The sequence below is a fragment of the Arenibacterium sp. CAU 1754 genome (assembly GCF_054482635.1).
In genome coordinates this window covers 1,022,805-1,044,845 of the sequence record NZ_JBTLRG010000001.1, presented here as the reverse complement: position 1 = coordinate 1,044,845, position 22,041 = coordinate 1,022,805, and the positions used below count along the sequence as shown (strand labels likewise).

General features: G+C 61.9%; 11 protein-coding genes. 8 read left to right on the top strand and 3 right to left on the bottom strand.

The features are described from left to right. The first annotated feature begins 18 nt into the window (after positions 1-18). Both ACXYMO_RS05030 and ACXYMO_RS05025 read left to right on the top strand, forming a co-directional pair. Positions 19-1,359: an NAD(P)H-dependent oxidoreductase gene (locus ACXYMO_RS05030; RefSeq protein WP_458877560.1), complete on the top strand. Its 1,341-nt coding sequence runs from the start codon at positions 19-21 to the stop codon at positions 1,357-1,359. 78 nt (positions 1,360-1,437) lie between these two features. Further along, positions 1,438-2,598 (top strand): pyridoxal phosphate-dependent aminotransferase, encoded by a 1,161-nt coding sequence (locus tag ACXYMO_RS05025; RefSeq protein WP_458877559.1) that lies wholly within the window; start codon positions 1,438-1,440, stop codon positions 2,596-2,598. 62 nt (positions 2,599-2,660) lie between these two features. Here ACXYMO_RS05025 and ACXYMO_RS05020 read toward each other — a convergent pair whose 3' ends face one another. Next, positions 2,661-4,169: an aldehyde dehydrogenase (NADP(+)) gene (locus ACXYMO_RS05020; protein ID WP_458877558.1), complete on the bottom strand. Its 1,509-nt coding sequence runs from the start codon at positions 4,167-4,169 to the stop codon at positions 2,661-2,663. A 3-nt stretch (positions 4,170-4,172) separates the two neighbouring features. After that, positions 4,173-4,991, bottom strand: a complete 819-nt coding sequence (locus ACXYMO_RS05015; protein WP_458877557.1) for an NAD-dependent epimerase/dehydratase family protein — start codon at positions 4,989-4,991, stop codon at positions 4,173-4,175. A 107-nt stretch (positions 4,992-5,098) separates the two neighbouring features. On the opposite strand from ACXYMO_RS05015, the gene ACXYMO_RS05010 reads away from it, so the two are divergent. The 3 genes from ACXYMO_RS05010 (at position 5,099) to ACXYMO_RS05000 (ending at position 8,054) form a co-directional block, all read left to right on the top strand. Further along, positions 5,099-5,902 carry a FadR/GntR family transcriptional regulator gene (locus ACXYMO_RS05010; protein WP_458877556.1) on the top strand — a complete coding sequence of 268 codons (804 nt, stop codon included), beginning with the start codon at positions 5,099-5,101 and terminating at the stop codon, positions 5,900-5,902. Between the two features lie 89 nt (positions 5,903-5,991). Then, positions 5,992-6,900: a 5-dehydro-4-deoxyglucarate dehydratase gene (kdgD, locus tag ACXYMO_RS05005; protein ID WP_458877890.1), complete on the top strand. Its 909-nt coding sequence runs from the start codon at positions 5,992-5,994 to the stop codon at positions 6,898-6,900. A 20-nt stretch (positions 6,901-6,920) separates the two neighbouring features. After that, positions 6,921-8,054: a mandelate racemase/muconate lactonizing enzyme family protein gene (locus ACXYMO_RS05000; RefSeq protein ID WP_458877555.1), complete on the top strand. Its 1,134-nt coding sequence runs from the start codon at positions 6,921-6,923 to the stop codon at positions 8,052-8,054. A gap of 11 nt (positions 8,055-8,065) precedes the next feature. Here the strand turns inward: ACXYMO_RS05000 and ACXYMO_RS04995 are convergent, their stop codons facing one another. Beyond that, entirely contained in the window at positions 8,066-9,907 is a 1,842-nt protein-coding gene (locus ACXYMO_RS04995; RefSeq protein WP_458877554.1) for an ABC transporter ATP-binding protein, read from the bottom strand. 303 nt (positions 9,908-10,210) lie between these two features. Here ACXYMO_RS04995 and ACXYMO_RS04990 point away from each other — a divergent pair, with 303 nt between their 5' ends. The 3 genes from ACXYMO_RS04990 to ACXYMO_RS04980 are packed head-to-tail and all read left to right on the top strand — an operon-like array spanning position 10,211 to position 22,040. Continuing rightward, positions 10,211-20,521: an amino acid adenylation domain-containing protein gene (locus ACXYMO_RS04990; protein ID WP_458877553.1), complete on the top strand. Its 10,311-nt coding sequence runs from the start codon at positions 10,211-10,213 to the stop codon at positions 20,519-20,521. After that, a complete protein-coding gene (locus tag ACXYMO_RS04985; RefSeq protein WP_458877552.1) occupies positions 20,518-21,219 on the top strand; it encodes a 4'-phosphopantetheinyl transferase family protein in 702 nt (233 codons plus the stop codon). The genes ACXYMO_RS04990 and ACXYMO_RS04985 overlap by 4 nt, the downstream gene beginning before the upstream one ends. Next, positions 21,216-22,040: a methyltransferase domain-containing protein gene (locus ACXYMO_RS04980; protein WP_458877551.1), complete on the top strand. Its 825-nt coding sequence runs from the start codon at positions 21,216-21,218 to the stop codon at positions 22,038-22,040. The genes ACXYMO_RS04985 and ACXYMO_RS04980 overlap by 4 nt, the downstream gene beginning before the upstream one ends. The last annotated feature ends 1 nt before the right edge of the window (position 22,041 follow it).

Genomic DNA, 22,041 nt, shown 5'->3' with positions numbered 1-22,041 from the left:
TTCAGGGAGAATTTTCACATGAACCTTTCCTCCAAGCTGGCGGCCCGCCACAACGCCGGCAATCCGGTGCGCATCGGACTGATCGGGGCCGGCAAATTCGGCTCGATGATCCTGGCGCAGGCGAAAACCATCCCCGGCTATCATATCGTGGGGATTGCCGACCTTGACGTTGCCAAGGCGCAGGACTCGCTGGAACGCGTCGGATGGGAGGCGGACCGCTTTTCGGCATCGTCCCTGTCCGAGGCCGTGACCGCCGGCAGGACCCATGTGACCGAGGATTCGACCCACCTGTTCAACTGCGCCGATATCGAATGCATTATCGAGGCTACCGGACACCCGATTGCGGGTATTCGGCACGCGGCGTCGGCCATCGACAGCGGCAAACATGTGATCATGGTGAACGTGGAGGCGGACGTGCTGTGTGGGCCCATCCTGGCCGAACGGGCCAGGCAGCAGGGCGTTGTCTATTCCATGGCCTACGGGGACCAGCCTGCCGCGATTTGCGAGTTGGTCGATTGGGTCCATTCCTGTGGCTTTGAACTGGTCGCGGCGGGCAAGGGGATGAACTTTGCCCCATCCTACCGCTATTCGACACCGGACACGGTCTGGGGCTATTTCGGGTGGAGCGAGGAAGAAGTCGCCGCAGGGGATTTCAACCCGAAAATGTACAACTCCTTCACCGACGGAACCAAGGCGGCCATCGAAATGGCGGCTGTTGCGAATGCGACGGGGCTGGATTGCCCCGACGATGGACTTGCCTTTCACCCGGCGGGCCTGCAGGACTTGGCGAATGTGTTCAAACCTCAATCCGACGGCGGGCAACTGTCCAAACCCGGTCTGGTCGATATCGCCGCCAGCCGCGAACCCGACGGACGCGTCGTTCTCAACAATATCCAGTACGGCATGTTCGTGACGTTCCGCGCGCCCAACGCCTATACCCGGGACTGTTTTCAGCAATACGGCCTTCTGACGGATAAATCGGGATGGTACGGGTCCATGTGGCGCCCCTTTCACCTGATCGGGCTTGAAACCAGCGTTTCGGTCCTGTCGGCGGTTCTGCGCGGTGAGCCGACCGGATCATCGACCCGGTATCGCGCCGATGCGGTCGCGACGGCCAAGGGCGATTTCGCCGCCGGCGACGTTCTGGACGGCGAGGGCGGGTTCAAGGTCTGGGCCAAGGCTATTCCGGCGACCAAAGCATCTGCCGTTGATGCGCTGCCGATCGGGCTGGCCCATAACGTCACCCTCAAACGCCCCGTGAAACGCGATCAGGTGGTGACGCTGGACGACGTGGAGATTAAAGACGATCTTGATATCTTCGAGATGCGGAAAGACCAGAAACGGTTGTTGGAAGCATGACCGCTTGCCGCAGACAAACCATTCGCCCCGGTGCCGGACGCGGCAAACCGGTGGGAACAGCACAAAGGAAGACCCCGAATGATCTTTGCCGACAGCCTGTCCCGACTGGGAACTGAATCCGCCTTTGTCGTTCTGGCCCGCGCCCAGCAACTGGCGGCGCAGGGCAAGGACATCATCAACCTTGGCATTGGCCAGCCGGATTTCAAAACGCCTGATAACATCGTCGAGGCCGGGATCAAGGCGCTGCGTGACGGGCATCACGGGTACACGCCCGCCAACGGTCTGCCCGCCCTGCGCGAGGCGGTGGCCGCCGACCTGAACCGCCGTCACGGGGTCGAGGTGAACCCGGACAACGTGGTCGTCGTTCCGGGCGGCAAGCCCACCATGTTCTTTGCCGTTCTCATGTTCGGGCAGCCGGGGGCAGAGATCATGTATCCCAACCCCGGCTTTCCAATCTATGAATCCGTGATCAAATATTCGGGGGCAACGCCGGTTCCGATCGCGCTGAAGGAAGAAAACGGGTTTGCCTTCTCCGCCGAAGAGGTCCTGTCGCAGATCACCGACCGCACCCGCCTGATCATCATCAACAGCCCTGCCAACCCGACGGGCGGCGTAACGCCAAAGGAAGAGATCGACAAGCTGGTGGCCGGATTGATGGATCATCCCGATGTGGCGCTGATGTCGGACGAGATCTATTCCAACATGCTTTATGGCGGGCGCGACCATGTCAGCCTGCTGCAATATCCCGAAATCCGCGACCGGCTGATCATGCTGGATGGCTGGTCCAAGACCTATGCGATGACCGGCTGGCGTCTGGGATACGCGGTCTGGCCCGATGCGGCCGTCGATCACGTCACGCGCCTGTGCATCAACGATCATTCCTGCGTGAACGCGGCAACCCAGTTTGCCGGGATCGAAGCCCTGAACGGACCGCAGGACGCGGTGCGCGACATGGTCGCCGAGTTCGACAAGCGCCGCGAGGTCATCGTGCGCGAACTGAACAGCCTGCCCGGCGTGCGCTGCCCCGATGCGGGCGGGGCGTTTTATGCCTTCCCGAATATCGAAGGCACGGGCCTGACCGCGAAACAGGCGCAGGACAGGTTTTTGGACGAGGCGGGGGTCGCAACCGTGGCCGGTACATCCTTTGGGGCCTGGGGCGAAGGGTTCCTGCGGTTTTCCTACGCGAATTCGACCGAAAACATCCTTGAGGCGGTCAGCCGTATTCGCAAACTTTTGTAAGCCTCGAACATAAACGCGGCCCCGGATCGGGGCCGCGTTTGTGCAACGTCATCTTGCGGATTTTACATGTCGAGGTCTTCGGGCAGCAGGCTGGCCGGGATGTTCTGATAGCTGACGGGCCGCAGGAACCGGCGGATCGAAAGCGTGCCCACCGATGTCGCGCCAAAGTTGGTCGAGGCAGGGTAAGGCCCGCCGTGGACCATCGCATCGCAGACTTCGACACCCGTCGGAAATCCGTTCGCCAGCACGCGCCCGGCCTTGCGTTCCAGTACCGGCATCAGGCGGCGACCGGCGTCGGCGTCCGCGTCATCGAGATGGAGCGTGCAGGTCAGCTGCCCCTGCAGGCTTTTGGCGATCAGGTACATTTCGTCCATGTCGCGGGCCACAACGATCAGACCGAGGGGGCCGAACACCTCTTCGGACAGGGCGTGGTTGTTCAGCCAGGTTTCGCCGGTGGTGCGGAACAGATAGGGCGTCGCGTCGCGCTGATCGCACATCGTGGTCAGCAGATCCTGCACACCTGGACCGCCCGATATTTTTTCGACTCCATCCCGATAGGCATGGGCGATGCCGTCGGTCAGCATCACCTGCTTGCCGACCTCGGACAGGGCCGCACGGGCGGTTTCGGCAAATGTGTCGGCCTCGGGCCCTTCAAGAACCACGCAGATCCCGGGGTTGGTACAGAACTGACCGGCGCCCATGGTCAGGGACCCGGCCCATCCCTTGGCAATCTCGTCGCCGCGGGCGCGCATTGCGTTGGGCAACAGGAACATCGGGTTGACCGACCCCAGTTCGCCAAAGAACGGGATGGGTTCGGGGCGCGCCGCACAAAGATCGAACAAGGCGCGGCCACCGGCAAGGCTGCCGGTAAAGCCGACGGCCTTGATCAGCGGATGCTGCACAAGGGACTGGCCCACATCGCGTTTGCCGCCCTGGATCAGGCTGAAGATGCCCTTCGGCATGTCGCATTTGGTGACGGCGGCGACGATGGCCTGAGCGACGATTTCGCCGGTGCCCGGATGCGCCGAGTGGCCTTTGACGACCACGGGGCACCCGGCTGCCAGCGCGGCCGCCGTATCACCGCCGGCCACCGAAAACGCCAGTGGAAAGTTCGAGGCGCCAAAGACCGCAACCGGCCCGATGGGGCGCTGCATCATGCGGATATCGGGGCGGGGCAGGGGGTCGCGATCCGGCAGGGCCTTGTCGTAGCGGCGATCCAGATAGGCGCCCTCAAGGATGTGGTCAGCAAACAGGCGCAGCTGGCCGCATGTGCGCCCGCGCTCGCCAATCAACCGGGCCTCGGGCAGGCCGGTTTCCTGACAGCCGATGGTCGTGATCTCATCGCCGCGCGCGTCGATCTCGTCGGCAATCGCATTCAGCAGCGCGGCGCGCTGGGCGCGCGTTGTCTGGCTGAAATCCCAGAACGACTCTTCGGCTGCCTGGCAGGCCTGATCAACCAGGTCGGGCGTGCCGACCGCGAAATCATGCGCCTCGCCATGGGCGGGATCGGACCGGAAGGTCAATGTCCCTGCAACCCAGTCGCCTGCAATCAAATGTTTTCCTGTCAGCATTGTCTATTCCTTGATGATTGGGCCAGAGGTGAACTTTCCCCCCTGCCACATTGATACGGGGTCATCCGTTTCGGGGATGGGCACGGTTTCCGCCATTTTCCGGGCGAATTGTGCCGAACTGTGCTTCGGGCGCCAACCCAAATATGAGGCTGCCCCGTTGTCCCACCATTTGGCGTCATTGTCCGACACGCCATAGATCACCGGGCAGCCCAGTCGCGGGGCCTCGTACACGCGGGCACAGAGGCTCAGGAAATCTTCGGGGGCCAGCCATGTGGCCAGCATGCGATGATCGGCAGGTTCCGCAAGGCAGGACCCGATGCGCACCATCGCGGTTTCCTGTCCGAATTTGTGGAAATACATCAGGGCCACCGCCTCGCCATAGGATTTGGATACCCCATACCAGCTGTCGGGTTTATGAGCGGCGCTGCCGTCGATCCATTCGTCCTGCCGGTAAAATCCGACGACATGGTTGGAACTGGCAAAGAAAATGCGCGGATGACCATGTTTGCGCGCGGCTTCGTAAAGGTTGTGCAAACCGACGATATTGGCGTTCAGGATGCGCTCGAAAGTGTTCTCGGTCGAAATCCCGCCCAGATGCAGAATGCCGTCGCACCCTTTGACCAGCGCGTCGACCGCGGCGGCCTCGCCCAGATCGCACTGCACAATCTCTTCGTTCGGACCGGCGGGGGCCATGTCCGGACCGGCGGGGGCCATGTCGGCGATGTCACTTAGCCGCAGGGTTTCGGCAATATCCGTCAAACCGGCCCGGGCGATCTGGCCCAGCCCGCCGGCGGCCCCGGTGATCAGCAGCTTTTTCAGCATCGGGCGCTCCTGTCGAAATCATTGGCCGCAAGGTGGAAATCTTCTCGCACTGCGTCCAACATGTATGATAAGTTGCTTCTACTCTTAATGTGTCGGGGTCTCAACCCTTGACATTCAGCTGGTGGAACCCGATCCCGGCTGACCGATCGGATGTGAACGGAGGTGCCGGCGTGGTCCAGCACGAGACCCGAAATCGCGCCAAGGAGCGCCCGCAAAACAGGCCCACCCTTGTCGCTGGTCTGGCAAAAGCATTGCGCGACGCAATCGCTGCGGGTGAGATCGCGATTGGTGAGAAGTTGCCAAGCGAGGCTGCGCTGACGGTGCAATATGGCGTGTCGAGGACCGTTGTGCGCGAGGCGATTGCATCGCTGCGCGCCGATGGTCTGGTCGAGGCGCGCCAAGGCGCGGGGGTGTTTGTCCTTGCCAGTGTGCCGCCGGGGTCCAATCCGTTCCAAAATATTGATTATGATAGCATTTCTTCGATCATTGAAATGCTGGAGCTGCGCACGGCGATTGAGGTCGAGGCCGCCGCCTTGGCAGCTGTCCGGCGCTCGCCCGCTCAGGAAGATGCCATTTACGAACGGCTGGATGCCTTTGAGCGCGCGCTTTTAGACGGGGGTGCCACGGGCGCGGCGGACCTTGCCTTTCATGTTGCGATTGCCGGGGCGTCGAACAACCCGCGGTTTGGTGAGTTTCTGGAAATGCTTGGCCGCGCCGCCATCCCCCGGGACCGGCTACACAAGGGGGCAGGCGAGGCGATGGATCCCGAATATCTGGCCATGTTGCAGGGCGAACACCGGCAAATTGCGGATGCGATTTCAGCGCGGGACGAGGAGGGCGCGCGCGCCGCGATGCGCTGCCATCTACAGGGTGCGCAGCGGCGGTATCGGCAGTTGTTGCGCCGTAAATAGTCAACTTATCATACAAGTGTTGACTGCCCGTTCGGCCTCGATATTAGTAACGCGATGAATCCGGTTTCAGCGAAAAGGAACAGACGATGATGGATCCCCAGGAAGTCAAAGCCGCGCTTGGTGCAGGTCTTCTGTCGTTTCCGGTGACGGCCTTCGATCACTCCGGTGCATTCAACCCCGCGCCATATCGCGACCATATCGGCTGGCTGTCAGGCTACGACGCAAGCGTCCTTTTCGCGGCCGGCGGCACGGGCGAATTCTTTTCGCTCTCGCAGGATGAAATCCCGTCCATCGTAAGCACGGCAAAAGAGGCCGCAGGCGCGACGCCCATCGTTGCGGGATGCGGCTATGGCACCCGCATCGCCGTTGAAATCGCGCAGGCCGCCGAAGCGGCAGGGGCGGATGGATTGTTGTTGTTGCCCCATTACCTGATCGACGCCCCGCAGGAGGGGATGTTCGCCCATGTCAAAGCGGTCTGTGACGCGGTCAGGATCGGCGTCATGGTCTATAACCGCGACAACGCTATCCTGCGGCCCGACACGCTTGAGCGGCTGTGCGATACCTGCCCGAATCTGATCGGGTTCAAGGACGGGTCGGGTGATATTGCGCTGGTCCGTCAGATCACCGCGCGCATGGGTGACCGGCTGACCTATCTGGGGGGCATGCCCACCGCAGAACTCTTTGCCGAAGCTTATCTCGGCGCGGGATTCACGACCTATTCCTCGGCGGTTTTCAACTTTGTTCCCGACCTAGCGCTGGATTTCTATCGCGCCTTGCGGGGCGGCGATCGTGCGCGGTGCGAATTCATCCTCAAGGAATTTTTCTATCCGTTCATGACGATCCGCGACCGGCAAAAGGGATATGCCGTATCGGCCATCAAGGCCGGTGTCCGGCTGGCCGGGTTTGATGCCGGTCCCGTGCGTACGCCTTTGTCGGACCTCACCGAAGAAGAAACACAAATGCTGGCCGACCTGATAGAAAAGGCCGCGAACCTCTGACACACCGGGTGGGCTGAGCCATGAAAATTATCGCAGTTGATACGCATATTCTCGACCATCCGCTTGAAACGGCGTTCGAAAGCGCCTCGATGCGGTTCACGCGCCGTCAGCATATTCTGGTCGAAATTCGCTGTGATGACGGCACGGTGGGGTGGGGTGAGTGCCTGGGACCGGCGCTGCCGAATGCGGCCATCGTTCAGGCCTATGCGCCGCATCTGATCGGGCGCAATCCGCTGGATACGGAAATCCTGTGGCAGGAACTTTATAACCTATTCCGCGATCAGGGTCAGCGCGGTTTGGCGGTCACCGCATTGTCGGGCATCGACATCGCTCTGTGGGATATCAAGGGCAAGGCGTTCGGCGTTTCGGTGTCGGTCCTGCTGGGCGGGCGGTTGCGGGAAACCGTGCGCGCCTACGCCACCGGGTCGTTCCGCCGGGACGGGGTGGACCGGGTCACCGATAACGCCGCCGAATGCGCGGGCCATGTGGCGGCCGGGTTCCATGCGGTCAAGATCAAGATCGGCTTCGGCGTGACCGAGGACCTGACCGTGATCCGCGCGGTGCGTGAGGCGATCGGCCCTGACGCGCGGCTGATGATCGATGCCAACCACGGCTATGACGTGCTTGAGGCGATCCGCCTTGGCAATGCGGCCGCCGAATATGATATCGACTGGTTCGAGGAGCCGGTCATTCCCGAACAGCTGGGCGCTTATCGCGCAGTCAAAAACGGCCAGCCGATCCCGGTGGCCGGCGGCGAAACCTGGCACGGACGGTTCGGGTTCAAGGAACCGCTGGAAACGCGGGTGATCGACATCGCCCAACCCGATCTGTGCGGCACGGGCGGCTTTACCGAAATGCGCCGTGTCGCCGATATGGCCGCGCTGCACGGAGTGCGTCTGGTGCCGCATGTCTGGGGAACCGCCATTCAAATCGCCGCCAGCCTTCAGTTCATGGCCGCCTTGCTGCCCGATCCACCCCGGCGCGGCGCAATCGATCCGATCCTTGAATTCGACCGCACCCCAAACCCGTTCCGGCAGGCCATCATCCAAACCCCTATCGAACATGAAAAGGGCGTTGTGCGCATCCCCGACGGGCCGGGGCTGGGGATCGAGATCAACCGGGACGCGTTGCGCGAATTCGCCTTGAAAGACTGAGCCGTCAGTGCTCAGCCTGTTTTTTCCGATGTGCCTTCGCCTGCGGCGAGTAGCGTCTTGAGGATCGCGTTGTTTTCGGCCAGCGCATCGAACCGGTCGATTGCGTCGATGTGGCCCTGGTCCATGACAATGATCCGGTCGCAGAATTTGATCGTGCTCAGCCTGTGGGCCACGATGAGCAGGGTTTTCCTGCCGGACAGCGCCTGAAGGGCGGCCATCACTTCCTGTTCGGTCTGGTTGTCCAGGGCACTTGTCGCCTCGTCGAACACAAACAGGTCGGTGTCGTGATACAGGGCGCGGGCCAAACCAATGCGCTGGCGCTGACCGCCCGATAAACGCACGCCGCGTTCACCGATTTCGGTGTCATACCCGTTGGCCAATTCGGTCTGAACAAATCTGTCCAGCCGGGCAATGGCGGCGGACCGTTCCAGGCGCGCCATGTCGATTTTGGATTTGGGCACGCCCAAAGCGATGTTTTCGGCAATCGAGGCATCCGCCAGAAAGATGTCCTGCGGGACATAGCCAATTGAACTTTGCCAGTTGCGCAGGTTGGCATCCGTGAGTTCGGTGCCGTCCACCGATATTGTTCCGGAATTCGGGCGCAGCAGGCACAGGATCAGATCGACGAGGGTTGTCTTGCCGGCCCCTGTGGTCCCGACGATGCCGATGCTTTCCCCTGCATGGATCGTCAGGTCGATTCCGTTCAGGCCCGGGCGTTCCGCATTGGGATAGGAATAGGTGACATCGCTCAGCCGCAATTCATTGGTCAGCCCCATCTGCGGGACAAGTTCGACAGGCAGGCCGCTGGTGTCCTTCAGGCGCGCAAATTCGTCATAGACCCGGTCAACGAAGGCCTTGCTATATTGCAGTTCGGTGGTCGAGGTGAACAGCATCTGCATGGTCGGGATCAGACGCTGTCCGGCAAAGGCAAAGACCCCCATCAGCGGCACCAGGTCGCCCAGGGATTTGTCGTTGGGCGCGAACCAGGTGGCATCCATCAGGATCAGCAGCACGATAATGACGCCGCCAAAGGTGATGGCCTGGATGACAAAGCGCGGCAGGATCGAAATATGGCGCGCCAGGGCCGTTGCCTGGGCGACTGCACGCGACGGGCCGACAAACCGCTCGAGGTAGACCCGCTCACGTCCCAGAACCTTGATCCCCTTGATCCCGCCCAGCGCCTCTTTGGTGATACGGAACCGTTCCTCGTTGGACTGGGCGCGCTGTTCGCCCAGTTTCTTGAAAATCATCCGGCTGAGCAGGAAGACGACAATGTAGGCCCCGCCGATGATCAGAAATGCCATAACCGCCACACGTGCATTTACCTGGATCAGCAAGACGCCTATGGCTATACTAGACAGCGTCGATGTCCAGAGCCGGGCCGCCGGGCGATAGAACAGTTCGACCAGATGTTCGACCTCGGTCAGAACCTTGGTCGACATCATGTCTGAGTGCACGGTCAGGAAAAACTCGTACGGCTGCTCCAGATATCGTCCCAGCAACCGCTGGCTGAGCGAATGGGTGCGTAACGCCGAAAACCGCTCAAAGAAGTAGCTGTCGAGCACCATGATCGCATTGGCCAAGACGATGATCAACAGCGAAACGCCCCCGAGGGCGACGGCGAAATCATAGGCCGACGAAAACCCGAAACGATTATACACCCATGACAAGGTGGCATTTTCGCTGATCGCCTCAGGGCGTGCAATGACTGTTAGAAACGGGAAAACGGACCCCACCATCAGGGCCGAGGCCAATGCGGCCAGCAGCCCGAGGAAGAGTACCCAGCGCGCGGCCCGTTTTTCGGACGTGTCCAACAGGGACCACCCCCGGCGCAGGTTTTCGAAATCAATCAATGCAACTCATCCGGATCAAACTGATTGCCCTGTTCTCCATGAATCGAGCTTGTGTGGCAACATGAACCCGGAATCACGCCAGTCGAACATTCCAATTGACTACGAAGTGGCACAAATGCTGAATTATGTAAATTATTGCGTCCAGGTTCACGGTGTTTCGGAGGCACTTGCCTGAAGTTAATTGCCTTGCTCCAAAAGTTCTGCAGAATTGTGCCCATACTGCGGCTGGACTGAAGCGGCCCTCAGATTTTTTAAGCAGCCCTAGGGCCGGACGTACTCTAAAAAGTGACTATTGGTGACGGAATGAGAATTGAAGAACAAGGACATTTTCTGGGCTGGGCAATCAATTCGGTTGAATACCCTGCAATGTCCTCGATCACGGAACAGTTTGCGCTGGCGGTCGCCGAGAGGCCGGATGCCTGCGCGCTCAGCATTGGCCGCTCAAACAGTGCACAGGATGCGGGGCTGAGCTATGTGGAACTGGCGCAGCAGTCCGATGCCCTGGCCCAAAGGCTGATATCATCCGGGGTACGTCCGGGCGACAGGGTGGCCTTTGCCACGCGGCGCGATTTCGACATCGTGGTTGCCATGCTGGGCATTCTCAAGGCGGGCGCCGCCTATGTGCCGCTTGACCTGTCCTATCCGCAACGCCGGCTTGAATTCATGCTTGAAGACAGCGGAAGCCGCGTGGTCGTTGTGTCCGAGGGGCTGGACACCGGGCTGGCCACCAATGACCTGACCTTTGTGCCATTGGATGGTGCCGCCCCGGAGGCGGAGGTCGATCTGCCCGCGCCCGCGCCCGAGGACCCGGCCTATATCATCTATACCTCGGGGTCGACCGGCACGCCCAAGGGCGTCGTCACCCCGCACCGCGCCGTTCTGCGGTTGACAAAGGGGGCGACCTATACGGCCTTCGGGCCGGATCGGCGCATATTGCAGATGGCGCCGGTGTCCTTCGATGCGGCCACATTCGAAATCTGGGGCACGCTCCTGAACGGCGGAACCTGTGTCATCTATCCCGATGTCGGGTTGCCGGATTTCGACAATCTGCGCAGCGTGCTGGCACAAGAGCGGATCAACACCCTGTGGCTGACCAGTTCGCTGTTCAATTCGATTATCGACGCAGACTCTGGCATCCTGTCCGGGCTGGACGAGTTGCTGGTCGGCGGCGAGGCCCTTTCGGTGGATCACATCCGCAAGGCGCTGGGCGCAATTCCGGCCAATATCGTCAACGGGTATGGACCGACCGAAACCACGACCTTTGCCTGCTGTTATCGCATTCCGCGCGATCTGCCTGACGATATTGGGTCGATCCCGATTGGGCGACCGATCGAAAACACGGCGGTGGCGGTTCTGGATGACGCCCTGACGCCGCTGGGTGAAGGGCAGATCGGGGAGCTGGCAATTGCCGGGGATGGTCTAGCCATCGGTTACCACAACCGCCCCGACATGACCGAGGAACGGTTTGTCACCTGCGACAAGGCCCCCGGCGGGCGGTATTACTGCACCGGTGATCTGGTGCGCATGCTCTGTGATGGAAACATTGAATATATCGGGCGCAAGGACACTCAGGTCAAAATCGCTGGTCATCGGATCGAACTGGGCGAGATTGAAAATGTCCTGAAATCGCACCCGGACGTGCGCAATGCCGCCGTGACGGGGGATGCTCCCGACGGCGGAGTAGCCCGGATCGACGCGTGGTTTGTCCCCGAGGAGGGGCGCGATGCGCCCGATGCCGCGACGTTGCTCGCGTATATGAAGGACCGTCTGCCCAAATACATGGTGCCGTCCTCGCTTACGCCGCTTGAGAAATTGCCGCTGACCGTGATCGGCAAGCTGGACCGTGCCGCGTTGAAAGTGAAACGCGCCGCGCGCCCATCGCTGGAACAGGCCTATGTCGCGCCCCGGGGCATGCTGGAGCGGTTCGTTGCAGGGGCATGGAGCGATCTGATCGGGATCGACAAGGTGGGAAGAAATGACCGGTTCTTTGAACTGGGGGGCACATCGCTGATGGCGATGCGGTTTCTTGAACAGTTGCGCCGCGAAACTGGACACAAACTCAGCGTGGCGGCGTTTTTCGATGCGCCCACGGTGGAAAACATCGTTCGCGTTCTGGAACAGCCCGCGGCCGATGACCAGACGCAAAAGACAACCCGGAAAACGGCCGTGGCAGCGGATGACCGGATCGCCATTGTCGGGCTTGGCGGGCGGTTTGCCGGGGCGCAGGACATCCCTGCCTTCTGGGACATGCTGGTCGCGGGACGGTCGGGCCGGATCGAGATTACACGCGAAGACCTGATTGCCGTCGGCGAAGACCCGGCGTTGCTGGACGACCCCGATTATGTCGCGGCGGCCTTTCCGCTGGAGGATGCCGAAGGGTTCGATGCGGCCTTTTTCGGATTTACCCCGCGCGAGGCGCAGTTGATGGACCCGCAACAGCGGATCCTGCTGGAAACGGCCTGGTCGGCGCTTGAGGATGCAGGCTGCGATCCGCGTCAGTCCTCGGACCGGGTGGGTGTCTTCGCTGGGGTCGGGCGCAATGCCTATCTGCTGAACAACCTGATGAGCCACAAGGCGCTGCGCGACACGGCGGCCGACTACAACATGCTGATCGGGAATGAACGTGATTTTCCCAGCACGCACATTGCCTTCCGCCTGGGCCTGCGCGGTCCGGCGATGACGGTGCAGACCGCCTGTTCGACATCCGGTGTCGCCATCCACCTTGCCGCCGAAAGCCTGCGGCGCGGCGAATGTGACATGGCGTTGGCGGGCGGAGCAAAGGTGCTGGTGCCAAATCGGGCCGGATATCACTTTGTCGATGGTGGCCCCCTGGCCCCGGACGGGTTTCTCCGCGCCTTCGATGCCGAGGCCAAGGGCATGGTTCGCGGCAGCGGCGCAGCAATGGTTGCGCTGAAACGGCTGGACGACGCGCTGGCCGATGGAGACAACATCTATGCGGTGATGATCGCCTCGGCGATCAACAACGACGGCGAGATGAAGGCCGGTTTCACAGCGCCCAGCGTGACGGGGCAGGCGGAGGTCATCGCTGAAACCCATGAAAAGGCCGGGATCGACGCCGACAGCGTATCCCTGATCGAGGCGCATGGCACCGGCACCATCCTGGGCGACCCGATCGAGGTCGAGGGGCTGACCCGTGCCTTTGCCCGTTCGGGCACGGGCGAGAGGAGATGCGCGCTCGGCTCGGTCAAGACCAATATCGGCCACCTTGACGCCGGCGCGACTGCGGCCGGTCTGATCAAGACAGCGCTGGCGCTGAAAAACGAAGTGATCCCGCCCAGCCTGAATTACACGACTCCAAATCCGCGGATCGCCTTTGAGTCCTCGCCCTTTTACGTGGTGGACAAGGCCCAGCCCTGGCCGCGCGGGGATGCCCCGCGCCGGGCCGGGATCAGCTCGTTCGGTCTGGGCGGCACCAACGCACACCTTCTGGTGGAAGAAGCCCCGGTTCAGCCAGCTTCGGAGCCCGCAAAAGGGCCGCACCTGCTGGTGGTTTCTTCGCGCACCGATACGGCGTTGGCCAAGCGGTGCAATGATCTGGCCGATTGGCTGGAGCGCAATGATGACGCCCACATGGGCGATGTGGCCCATACCCTGCGCGCCGGGCGGCGCCGGTTCGAAAAACGTCTGGCCGTCCTGTGCGAGAACCGGTCCGACGCTATTGAAAAACTGCGCGCGCAGCACCCGCGCGATCTATTGCGCACGGGGCTGGTGGCCGATGCGCCACCGGTGGCCTTCCTGTTCCCGGGCGGAGGCGCGCAATACGCGGGCATGGCGGAGGGGCTCTATGATGCATGGCCCGCGTTCCGCACGGCGATGGATGCCTGCAACGCGCATTTTGAGGCCCAAACCGGCACGTCGCTGATCGAACTGATCAAAGACACCGAAAATACGCTGGAAAACCCCTCCACCGCGCTGCCTGCGCTGTTTGCCGTCGAATACGCCATGGCGCAGTTGTGGCTGTCCTGGGGCGTGTCCCCGGCGGCGATGATCGGGCACAGTATGGGCGAATACTCTGCGGCCTGCGTGTCCGGTGTCATGTCGATGCAGGATGCGATGGACATCGTCCTGTGTCGCGGACGCCTGTTCGAAACGCTGGATGCCGGATCGATGCTGAGTGTGCCGCGCCCGGAAAAGGACGTCACACCCCACCTGACCCCGGAGTTGTCCGTGGCGGCCATAAATCGCCCCGATCAATGCGTGATCGCCGGTCCGGTCAAAGCGATCGAAGCCTTGGCCGAAACGCTGGCGGGCGAAGGGATCGAAACCCGCCGCGTTCATATCAACGTGGCCGCCCATTCCACCATGGTCGAGCCGATCCTGAAAGAGTTTGGCGATCAGGTGCGCAAGTCAACCCTGAACGCGCCGCAAATTCCGTTCCTGTCCAATGTGACCGGCGACTGGATCACCGATGACGAGGCGACCGACCCTGACTATTGGGTGCGCCACCTGCGCGGCACGGTGCGGTTCTCGGACGGGATCGAGCGTCTTTTGGAAGACCCCGAGCGTATCTTCATGGAAATCGGGCCCGGCCAGACGCTGAGCAGTTTTGCCCGTCAGCACCCCGCGCGCGGGGCCGGGCACGAGGTGTTCGCAACCCTGCGCCATCCCCAGGAAACTGTCGCGGATGACACATTTTTATTGGGCGCCCTGGGCCGGTACTGGATGGCCGGCGGAACCGCTGACTGGCGCGCCACGTCATCGTCGGCCCGGCGCAAGGTCTCACTGCCCACATACCCGTTCGAACGCAAACGCGCCTGGATTGATGCGGTACCCTTTGCCGATAGCGGCGACAGCGCCCCGGTCCAGACCGAAGCGGTGGATGTCACCGCCGACGCGGTGGCCACGCCCGATGCCGACGCAACGCCCCTGTCGCGGCGTGAACGGATCATGGCACAGCTCAAGGCGATCATTTCGCAGCTCAGCGGCCTGCCCGCCGATCAGATCGACGAATACGCTACATTCCTCGAACTGGGCTTTGACTCCCTGTTCCTGACACAGGCCAACGCGGCGTTCAAAAAAGCGTTCAAGGTGCGCATGACAACCCGGCAGTTGCTGGAAACGACACCGGGTCTGGACCTTTTGGCGGAACATCTGGACGCGACCCTGCCCGAGGACACGGTGATCGGCGCCGTGGCGGCCCCATCGGCGCCAACGACCAAGGGATCAGGTGCGGCCAAGATTCTGGAATCAGACAGCCCGGGCCGTCCGACCGTGAAAAAGACCGTGTCTCGCGATCTGACGCCCGAACAGGAAGATCACATCGATGCGCTGATCGCCAGCACCAATGCGCGCACACCAAAGGCCAAGGAGTCGACCCAGAAATCACGCAAGGTTCTTGCCGATCCACGCACCGTTCAGGGCTTCAAATCCCGTTGGAAGGAAATGGTCTATCCCATTCTGTCGGACAAGGCCAAAGGGTCCAAGGTCTGGGATATTGACGGTAACGAATACATTGACCTTGTCGGCGGGTACGGTGTGACCATGTTCGGCCATCAACCGCAATTTGTGGTGGATGCGGTGCGCGGGCAACTTGAAAAATCGCTGGCAATCGGCCCGCAATCGGTTCTGGCCGGCGAGGTGGCGGAACTGGTTTCCGACATGACCGGCATGGAGCGGGTGGCCTTTTGCAACACCGGCTCCGAGGCGGTTCTGGCCGCAGTGCGCATGGCGCGGACCTATACGGGCAAATCCAAGGTGGCCAAGTTTGACGGCCACTATCACGGCATTTTCGATGAAATGCAGGTGCGCGGTGCGGGCGAGGGCAGTCGCAAGACAACCCTGCCCAGTGCTCCGGGCATTCCGGCCGAAGCGATCCAGAACACGATCATTCTGGATTATGGCGATGACGATGCGTTCAACGTGATCCGCGAACAGGCGGATGAAATCGCGCTGGTTCTGGTCGAACCGGTGCGCAGCCGAAATCCGGATTATCAGCCGCGCGAGTATCTGCACCAGCTGCGCAAGCTGACCGAAGAACTGGGTATTCCGTTGCTGTTTGATGAAATCGTCACCGGTTTCCGCAGCCATCCGGGCGGCGCGCAGGCCATTTTCGACGTGCGGGCGGATATCGCCACCTATGGCAAGGTGGCCGGGGGCGGGTTGCCCATCGGTATCGTCGCGGGCAAGCCGGAATACATGGATACTCTGGACGGTGGGTCCTGGCAGTTCGGCGATGACTCGGTTCCCACATCGGACATGACGTGGTTTGCCGGGACATTCGTGCGCCATCCAATGGCCCTGGCCGCAACCAAGGCCACGCTGGAGCATATGAAAAGCCAAGGGCCCGCCTTGCAGGAGGGGCTGAACGCCCGCGGGGCCAAGCTGGCCGCCGACCTGAACGCGATCATAGACCGGCTGAGTGTGCCGATCAAAGTTGAACAGTTCGCCTCGGTCCTGCGCCTGACCTTTACCGAGCATCAGGAAAACGCCGATCTCTTGTTCTTCCACCTGCGCAATCGCGGGATCATGACCTATGAAGGGCGCCCCATATTCCTGACCACCGCCCATAGCGACGAAGATTACGCGCGGGTCGTTCAGGCCTTTGAGGATAGCCTCAAGGCGCTGGTCCATGTCGGATTGCTGGACGGGCGCGACCCCGAAGCAAAGCGGATCATCCCGATGGCCATCGGGCAGCAGGAAATCTGGATCTCGTCGCAATTCAGCACCGAGGCCTCCTGTTCCTATAACTTGTGCAGCACGTTGAAATTTAAGGGCGATATGGACGCCGCCATGATGCAGGCGGCGCTGAATGATTTGGGCGCGCGGCACGAGGCACTGCGTAGCGTGCCGGACCGTGAAGGTCTGACTCAGACCATCCTGCCCGAGATCGACGTGCCGCTGGAGCAGCACGACCTGCGTGATCTGTGCCCGCAAAGACAGGCGGCAGCCATTGAAGGCGCCCGCCAGAGCGAGGTGAAAACACCCTTTGATCTGGTCAACGGACCGCTGGTGCGTGCCAAGTTGCTGCGATTGACGGATGACAAGCATTTCTTCCTTCTTACCGTGCATCACGTGATTGCCGATGGCTGGTCCTGTGGCGTTCTGTTGCGCGATCTGGGCAAACTCTATGCCGCGCACAAGGCGGGGGCCGAAAACCCGCTGGAGCCAACCCAGCAGCTGAGCGATTTTGTCTTTTTCCAGCGCGATCCCGAACAGAAGGAAACCCGCAAGGAGGCGCGCGATTACTGGTTGGACCTCTATGGGAGCACCTTCCCGCGCATTGATTTCCCAAGCGACCGGCCCCGGCCCAAGGATCGCGATTACTCGGCCAAGCGGATCGAAATCCAACTTCCCCGCGACCTTGTCGACGGGTTGCGCCGCGTGGCGCTGAAAAGCGGGACGACCCTGTTTGCCTCGCTCATCGGGGGCTTTGCGGCCTATGTCACGCGGATCACCGGCGTTGCCGACAACCCCATCGGGTTTTCGGCGGCGGGGCAACCGCTGCTCGGCGGCGGTAGCCTTGTCGGCCATTGCGTGAACTTCCTGCCGTTGCGCCTGTCCACGGACCTTGAACAGGGGTTCGGCGCGCATCTCAAGGGCATCGGCGCGTCGGTTCTGGATGCGCTTGAGCATCAGAATTTCGATTTCGTGTCCTTTGTGCAGGAAATCCGACCCAGCCGCGATGCGGACTGGGCGCCGCTGGTATCGATCGGGGTCAACCTCGACCCGTCGGCCAAAGCGATGGAATTTGCAGATTTCGGGGTCGAGGCGGGGTCGGTCGGGCGGGCCTATGAAAACCTCGACTTGTTCCTGAACTTTGTTGAAACCGGATCGGATGTCGAATTGCAGTGCACGTTCAACCGGGCCCTGTTCGACCAGTCCACCATTGAGCGCCGGATGGGCGAATACCTGCGATTGCTGTCTGCCGGGGCGACCACACCCGAGGTGCCGGTTGGCGATCTGAAACTGCTGGAGGCCGAACCGGACACCGGTGCCGCCATGTCGGCCGAAACCGGAACCGGTGATTATCGGCGCGATGCCTCGGTGATTGACCGGTTTGCCCTGATGGTCAAAGCGCATGGTAACAAACCGGCGGTGATTCTCGCGGATGGGTCTGAGGGCGATGGCCTCAGCTATGCGGAGCTGGACAGCCTGTCGGATACCTGGGCCGCCCGCCTTGCAGCCGAAGGCGTGGGCAAGGGCGATAGCGTCGCGGTCATGTTGCCACGGTCGGTCGATTTCATCGTCGCCATTCTGGCGGTTTTGAAACGCGGCGCGATCTTTGTGCCGATCGATCCGTCGACACCGGCCGCGCGGGTTCAATTCCTGCTCAGCGACAGCGGGGCCAAAGCCATCCTGTCACAAAGCGATCTGGCCCCGGCGGATTGCGGGGTGAGCGTATTGGAGATGGATCGTGAGGTAAGCGATGTTGCCAGTGCGAAGGTGGTTGCCGTGGGGGGCAGCGATCCGGCGTATATCATGTATACGTCCGGGTCGACCGGAACGCCCAAGGGCGTGGTCGTGCCCCATCGCGCCATTGCGCGGCTTGTGCTTGAGACCGATTACGCCCGCCTTGATGATAGCCGGGTGATCGCGCAACTGGCCCCGACCAGTTTTGACGCCTCGACCTTTGAAACCTGGGGCGCGCTGTTGAACGGCGGCACGCTGGCGATCGTTCCGGGCACGGGCCTGCCGGAACTGTCCCGCCTGGGGGAGATGTTCGCACGCTCCAATGTCACCACCCTTTGGCTGACCGCGGCGCTGTTCAATGCGATTGTCGATGAAAACCCCGAGATCCTGAACGGCATCGACGAGTTGCTGACAGGCGGCGAGGCGCTGAGCGTTCCGCATGTAATCCGGGCCTTCGCCGCGCTGCCCGATACCACGCTGATCAACGGCTATGGGCCGACCGAGAACACCACGTTCAGTTGCTGTTATCGCATTCCGCGGGATCTCGACCCACATGCGAAATCGGTGCCGATCGGAACGCCTATCGCCCATACCCAGGCGATCATCGTCGATGCGCGGCTGCAACCCGTTCCGCCCGGCATACCGGGGGAACTGGTGGTCGCGGGGGACGGGTTGGCCATTGGATACTGGAACCAGGAGGAGCTGACCCAGGCCAGTTTCGTCCAGGAAACCGACGGTGCGCGGTATTACAAGACCGGGGACATCTGCCGAAAGCTGGACGACGGCACGATTGAATACCTGGGGCGGCGCGACGGTCAGGTCAAGATCCGCGGCTTCCGGATCGAACCGGGCGAGATCGAGGCCGCGCTGTCGGAAATCGACGGCGTCGGCATGGCCGCGGTGGTCTGTGAACCGGTCGGAGACAGTGTGCGCCTGATCGCCTTTGCGGTTTGCACCGACGCGTCCCTGACACCCGCGCGGCTCAAGAAAATCCTGCGCGATGACCTGCCGCGCCATATGGTGCCGTCCCGTGTGTTGTGCCTGCCCGAGCTGCCCACCACGGCCAATGGCAAGCTGAACCGTGATGCGCTGTTGCAGATCGCGGCCGAGACCACTGAAACCGTCAAAAGTGCGACTGCGGAAACGGCCACGGAAAAACAACTGGTCGCCCTGTGGTCGGATATCCTGCAGGTGCCGGTAAATTCGGTCGAACAGAGCTTTTTCGACCTTGGGGGCCATTCCCTGATGGCGGTGCGCCTGTTTGACCGGATCGCACGTCAGTTCCATGTGGACATGCCGATTTCGGTTCTGTTCACCCATCCCAACATTCGCGATCTTGCCGAGGTGATCGACCAGAAGTCCGGCCCCGCGCAGGGCGCGGCCACCGGACCGGATGCGCCATGGGATACCTCGATCGTGATCCACCCCGGTCCCGAGGGCAATATACGTCCGCTGTTCATCGTAGGTGGTGCGGGCGGCAACGTGAACAACCTTGCCGATCTGGGCCGCGCGGTGGGACAGCATCGCCCGCTGATCGGGTTCCAGTCGCGGGGCATTCTGGACCACACACCGCGCGACACGATCGAGGAAATTGCCGCGGAACATATCCAGTATCTGCGGAAGCATCAGGCCGTTGGCCCCTATCTTCTGGCGGGCTATTCCGCCGGTGCGCTGACGGCCTTTGAAATGGCGCGCCAGCTGAGCGCGGCGGGGCAGACAGTTTCCGAACTGATCCTGCTCGATACCTTTGCCCCCGGGTTCGCGAAAAGCGCTGGCGGCGATGACCCGTTTGCGATGCCACTGAAACTGACGCCGATGCAGCGGTTGCGCGACGAATGGGAGCAATTGCGCGACTACGGGTTCGAGCATTTGCGCGAAAGGATTGGCGCCAAACTGGCCAGCAAACTCTACCGCGGGCGGTTGCAAAGCGTGATGAGCCGTTTTCGACCGATCGAAACCCGCAGTCAGGCGGCCACCGCCGCGTGGTTCCGCGCCGCACGCAAATACGAGGGTGGCCATTACGACGGCGATGCCAGCCTTGTCCTGTCCAAACCCATCGGAATGCGCGCCAAACTGTTGCTGCGCGATCACCCGCAACTGGGCTGGAGCCGGGTGATTACCCCGTCGCGCCTTGAATGCATTCTGATCGACACCGACCATCTGGATATGGTGCAGGGCCCGCGCGCGACCGAGTTGGCGGAATTCTTTGAGCAACGGATCGCGAGGGCGGACGCCAAATCATGATGCAGGAGCGCGCCTTGTCCGGCCAGCCGTTGATTTCGATCAGCGCCTGTCGGCTGGACAGCGACGATGACATCCCTCTGGATAGGGCCTGTGACCTGCTCAACGCGCAGGAGACTGAGCGCATGGAGCGGTTCGTGTTTGACCGGGATGGCGCCCGGTTTGCACGGGCACGCGGATTTTTGCGTCGGCACCTAGGCGAGGCGCTGAACCTAGCCCCGCAGGAGGTCGAGATTGCTTCCCGCAGCGGGGGCAAACCGTTCGTTCCGGGCGCACCGTTCGATTTCAACCTGTCCCACAGCGGTGGGCTGGCGGTCCTTGGTCTGTCAGGTACCGGCTCGGTCGGCATTGACCTGGAACTGACTGATCGGGGTGGGGCATTCCGGCGCGATCTGGATGGGCTGGCGCGCGCGGTTCTGATCGAGGAGGAACGGACCGCTCTGACCGGGCTGAACGACGCGGACAAGGCCCACCGTTTTTTTCAGTTCTGGACCGCAAAAGAGGCGCGGATGAAGCTGTCGGGTCAGGGGCTGAGCCTGCCGCCGCGCCAGATTGGCCTGTCTCTGCGCGGTGGCGTACCGGTCGGATATTCATGCCCGACGGTGGGTGACGCGCAGTTGGAATTCGTTTCCCTGCAACACCCGAGCGCAATCTGTTGCGTGGCATATGCGCAAACCCGACCCGAGGAGTGGGACACGTGAGCCAGTTGAAAGACACCTTGAAATACGTCGTTGGCCGCGGGGCGGAAATTCTGATGCCCGTGTTGGGGCGCGAAATTGACGCCAACCGCAATACAGACCGGGCACCCCGGCTGAAACGGGCCATCGTCCAGGCGCGATTGCAGCGGGCCAAGTCGCAGGGCGACGAAGGGCGGATCGAAACCGCGCTGGCGGCCTTTTGGAAAGGCAAGACCGGTGACCGGTTCCATGAAAACCACAATGCGCATCGCTTCGACCTGTTCGAGGCCGAGCATGCCGGCGTTATCAGTGAACTGGCCCGCCAGATCGGCGCGTCGGGCCTGTCGTTCCCGCGCATGGTCGAGATCGGGTGCGGGGACGGCCAGGTGCTTGAATATTGCGCGGATCACCTGCCGATGGTCGAACGGTTCATCGGGCTGGATATCAACGCGGCCGTGATTGAGCGCACCGCGCGCGCGATGCAGGCCGATACGCGGCTGGCGTTTGTCGAGGCCGAGGCCTGTGAGTGGCTGACGGCCAACCCGGAACCGGGGACCATCCTGCTCTCAAATGGCGGCGTGCTGGAATATCTTACGCAGGCAAATGTCGACCGTTTGCTGCAGGCACTGGTGGCGCACCGTCCGGCGACTGTGGTTCTGGTCGAACCGGTCGCCCCGGACCACGATCTCGCTACCCAGCCGGACTCATTCGTCTTCGGGTACGAAAACTCGTTCTCGCATAATCATCGCGAGCGCTTGATCGCCGCCGGACTTACCGTTGTGCACGCCCGGGAACTGCCCCTGGGTGGCGTGCGCTGGATGCTGATGATCGGACTGGCCGAATAGG

What these genes read in the sequence shown, in the direction of transcription:
- ACXYMO_RS05030 (WP_458877560.1), top strand. Translation starts at nt 19, where the DNA reads ATGAACCTTTCCTCCAAGCTGGCGGCCCGCCACAACGCCGGCAATCCG.
- ACXYMO_RS05025 (WP_458877559.1), top strand. Translation starts at nt 1,438, where the DNA reads ATGATCTTTGCCGACAGCCTGTCCCGACTGGGAACTGAATCCGCCTTT.
- ACXYMO_RS05020 (WP_458877558.1), bottom strand. Translation starts at nt 4,169, where the DNA reads ATGCTGACAGGAAAACATTTGATTGCAGGCGACTGGGTTGCAGGGACA.
- ACXYMO_RS05015 (WP_458877557.1), bottom strand. Translation starts at nt 4,991, where the DNA reads ATGCTGAAAAAGCTGCTGATCACCGGGGCCGCCGGCGGGCTGGGCCAG.
- kdgD (WP_458877890.1), top strand. Translation starts at nt 5,992, where the DNA reads ATGGATCCCCAGGAAGTCAAAGCCGCGCTTGGTGCAGGTCTTCTGTCG.
- ACXYMO_RS05000 (WP_458877555.1), top strand. Translation starts at nt 6,921, where the DNA reads ATGAAAATTATCGCAGTTGATACGCATATTCTCGACCATCCGCTTGAA.
- ACXYMO_RS04990 (WP_458877553.1), top strand. Translation starts at nt 10,211, where the DNA reads ATGAGAATTGAAGAACAAGGACATTTTCTGGGCTGGGCAATCAATTCG.
- ACXYMO_RS04985 (WP_458877552.1), top strand. Translation starts at nt 20,518, where the DNA reads ATGATGCAGGAGCGCGCCTTGTCCGGCCAGCCGTTGATTTCGATCAGC.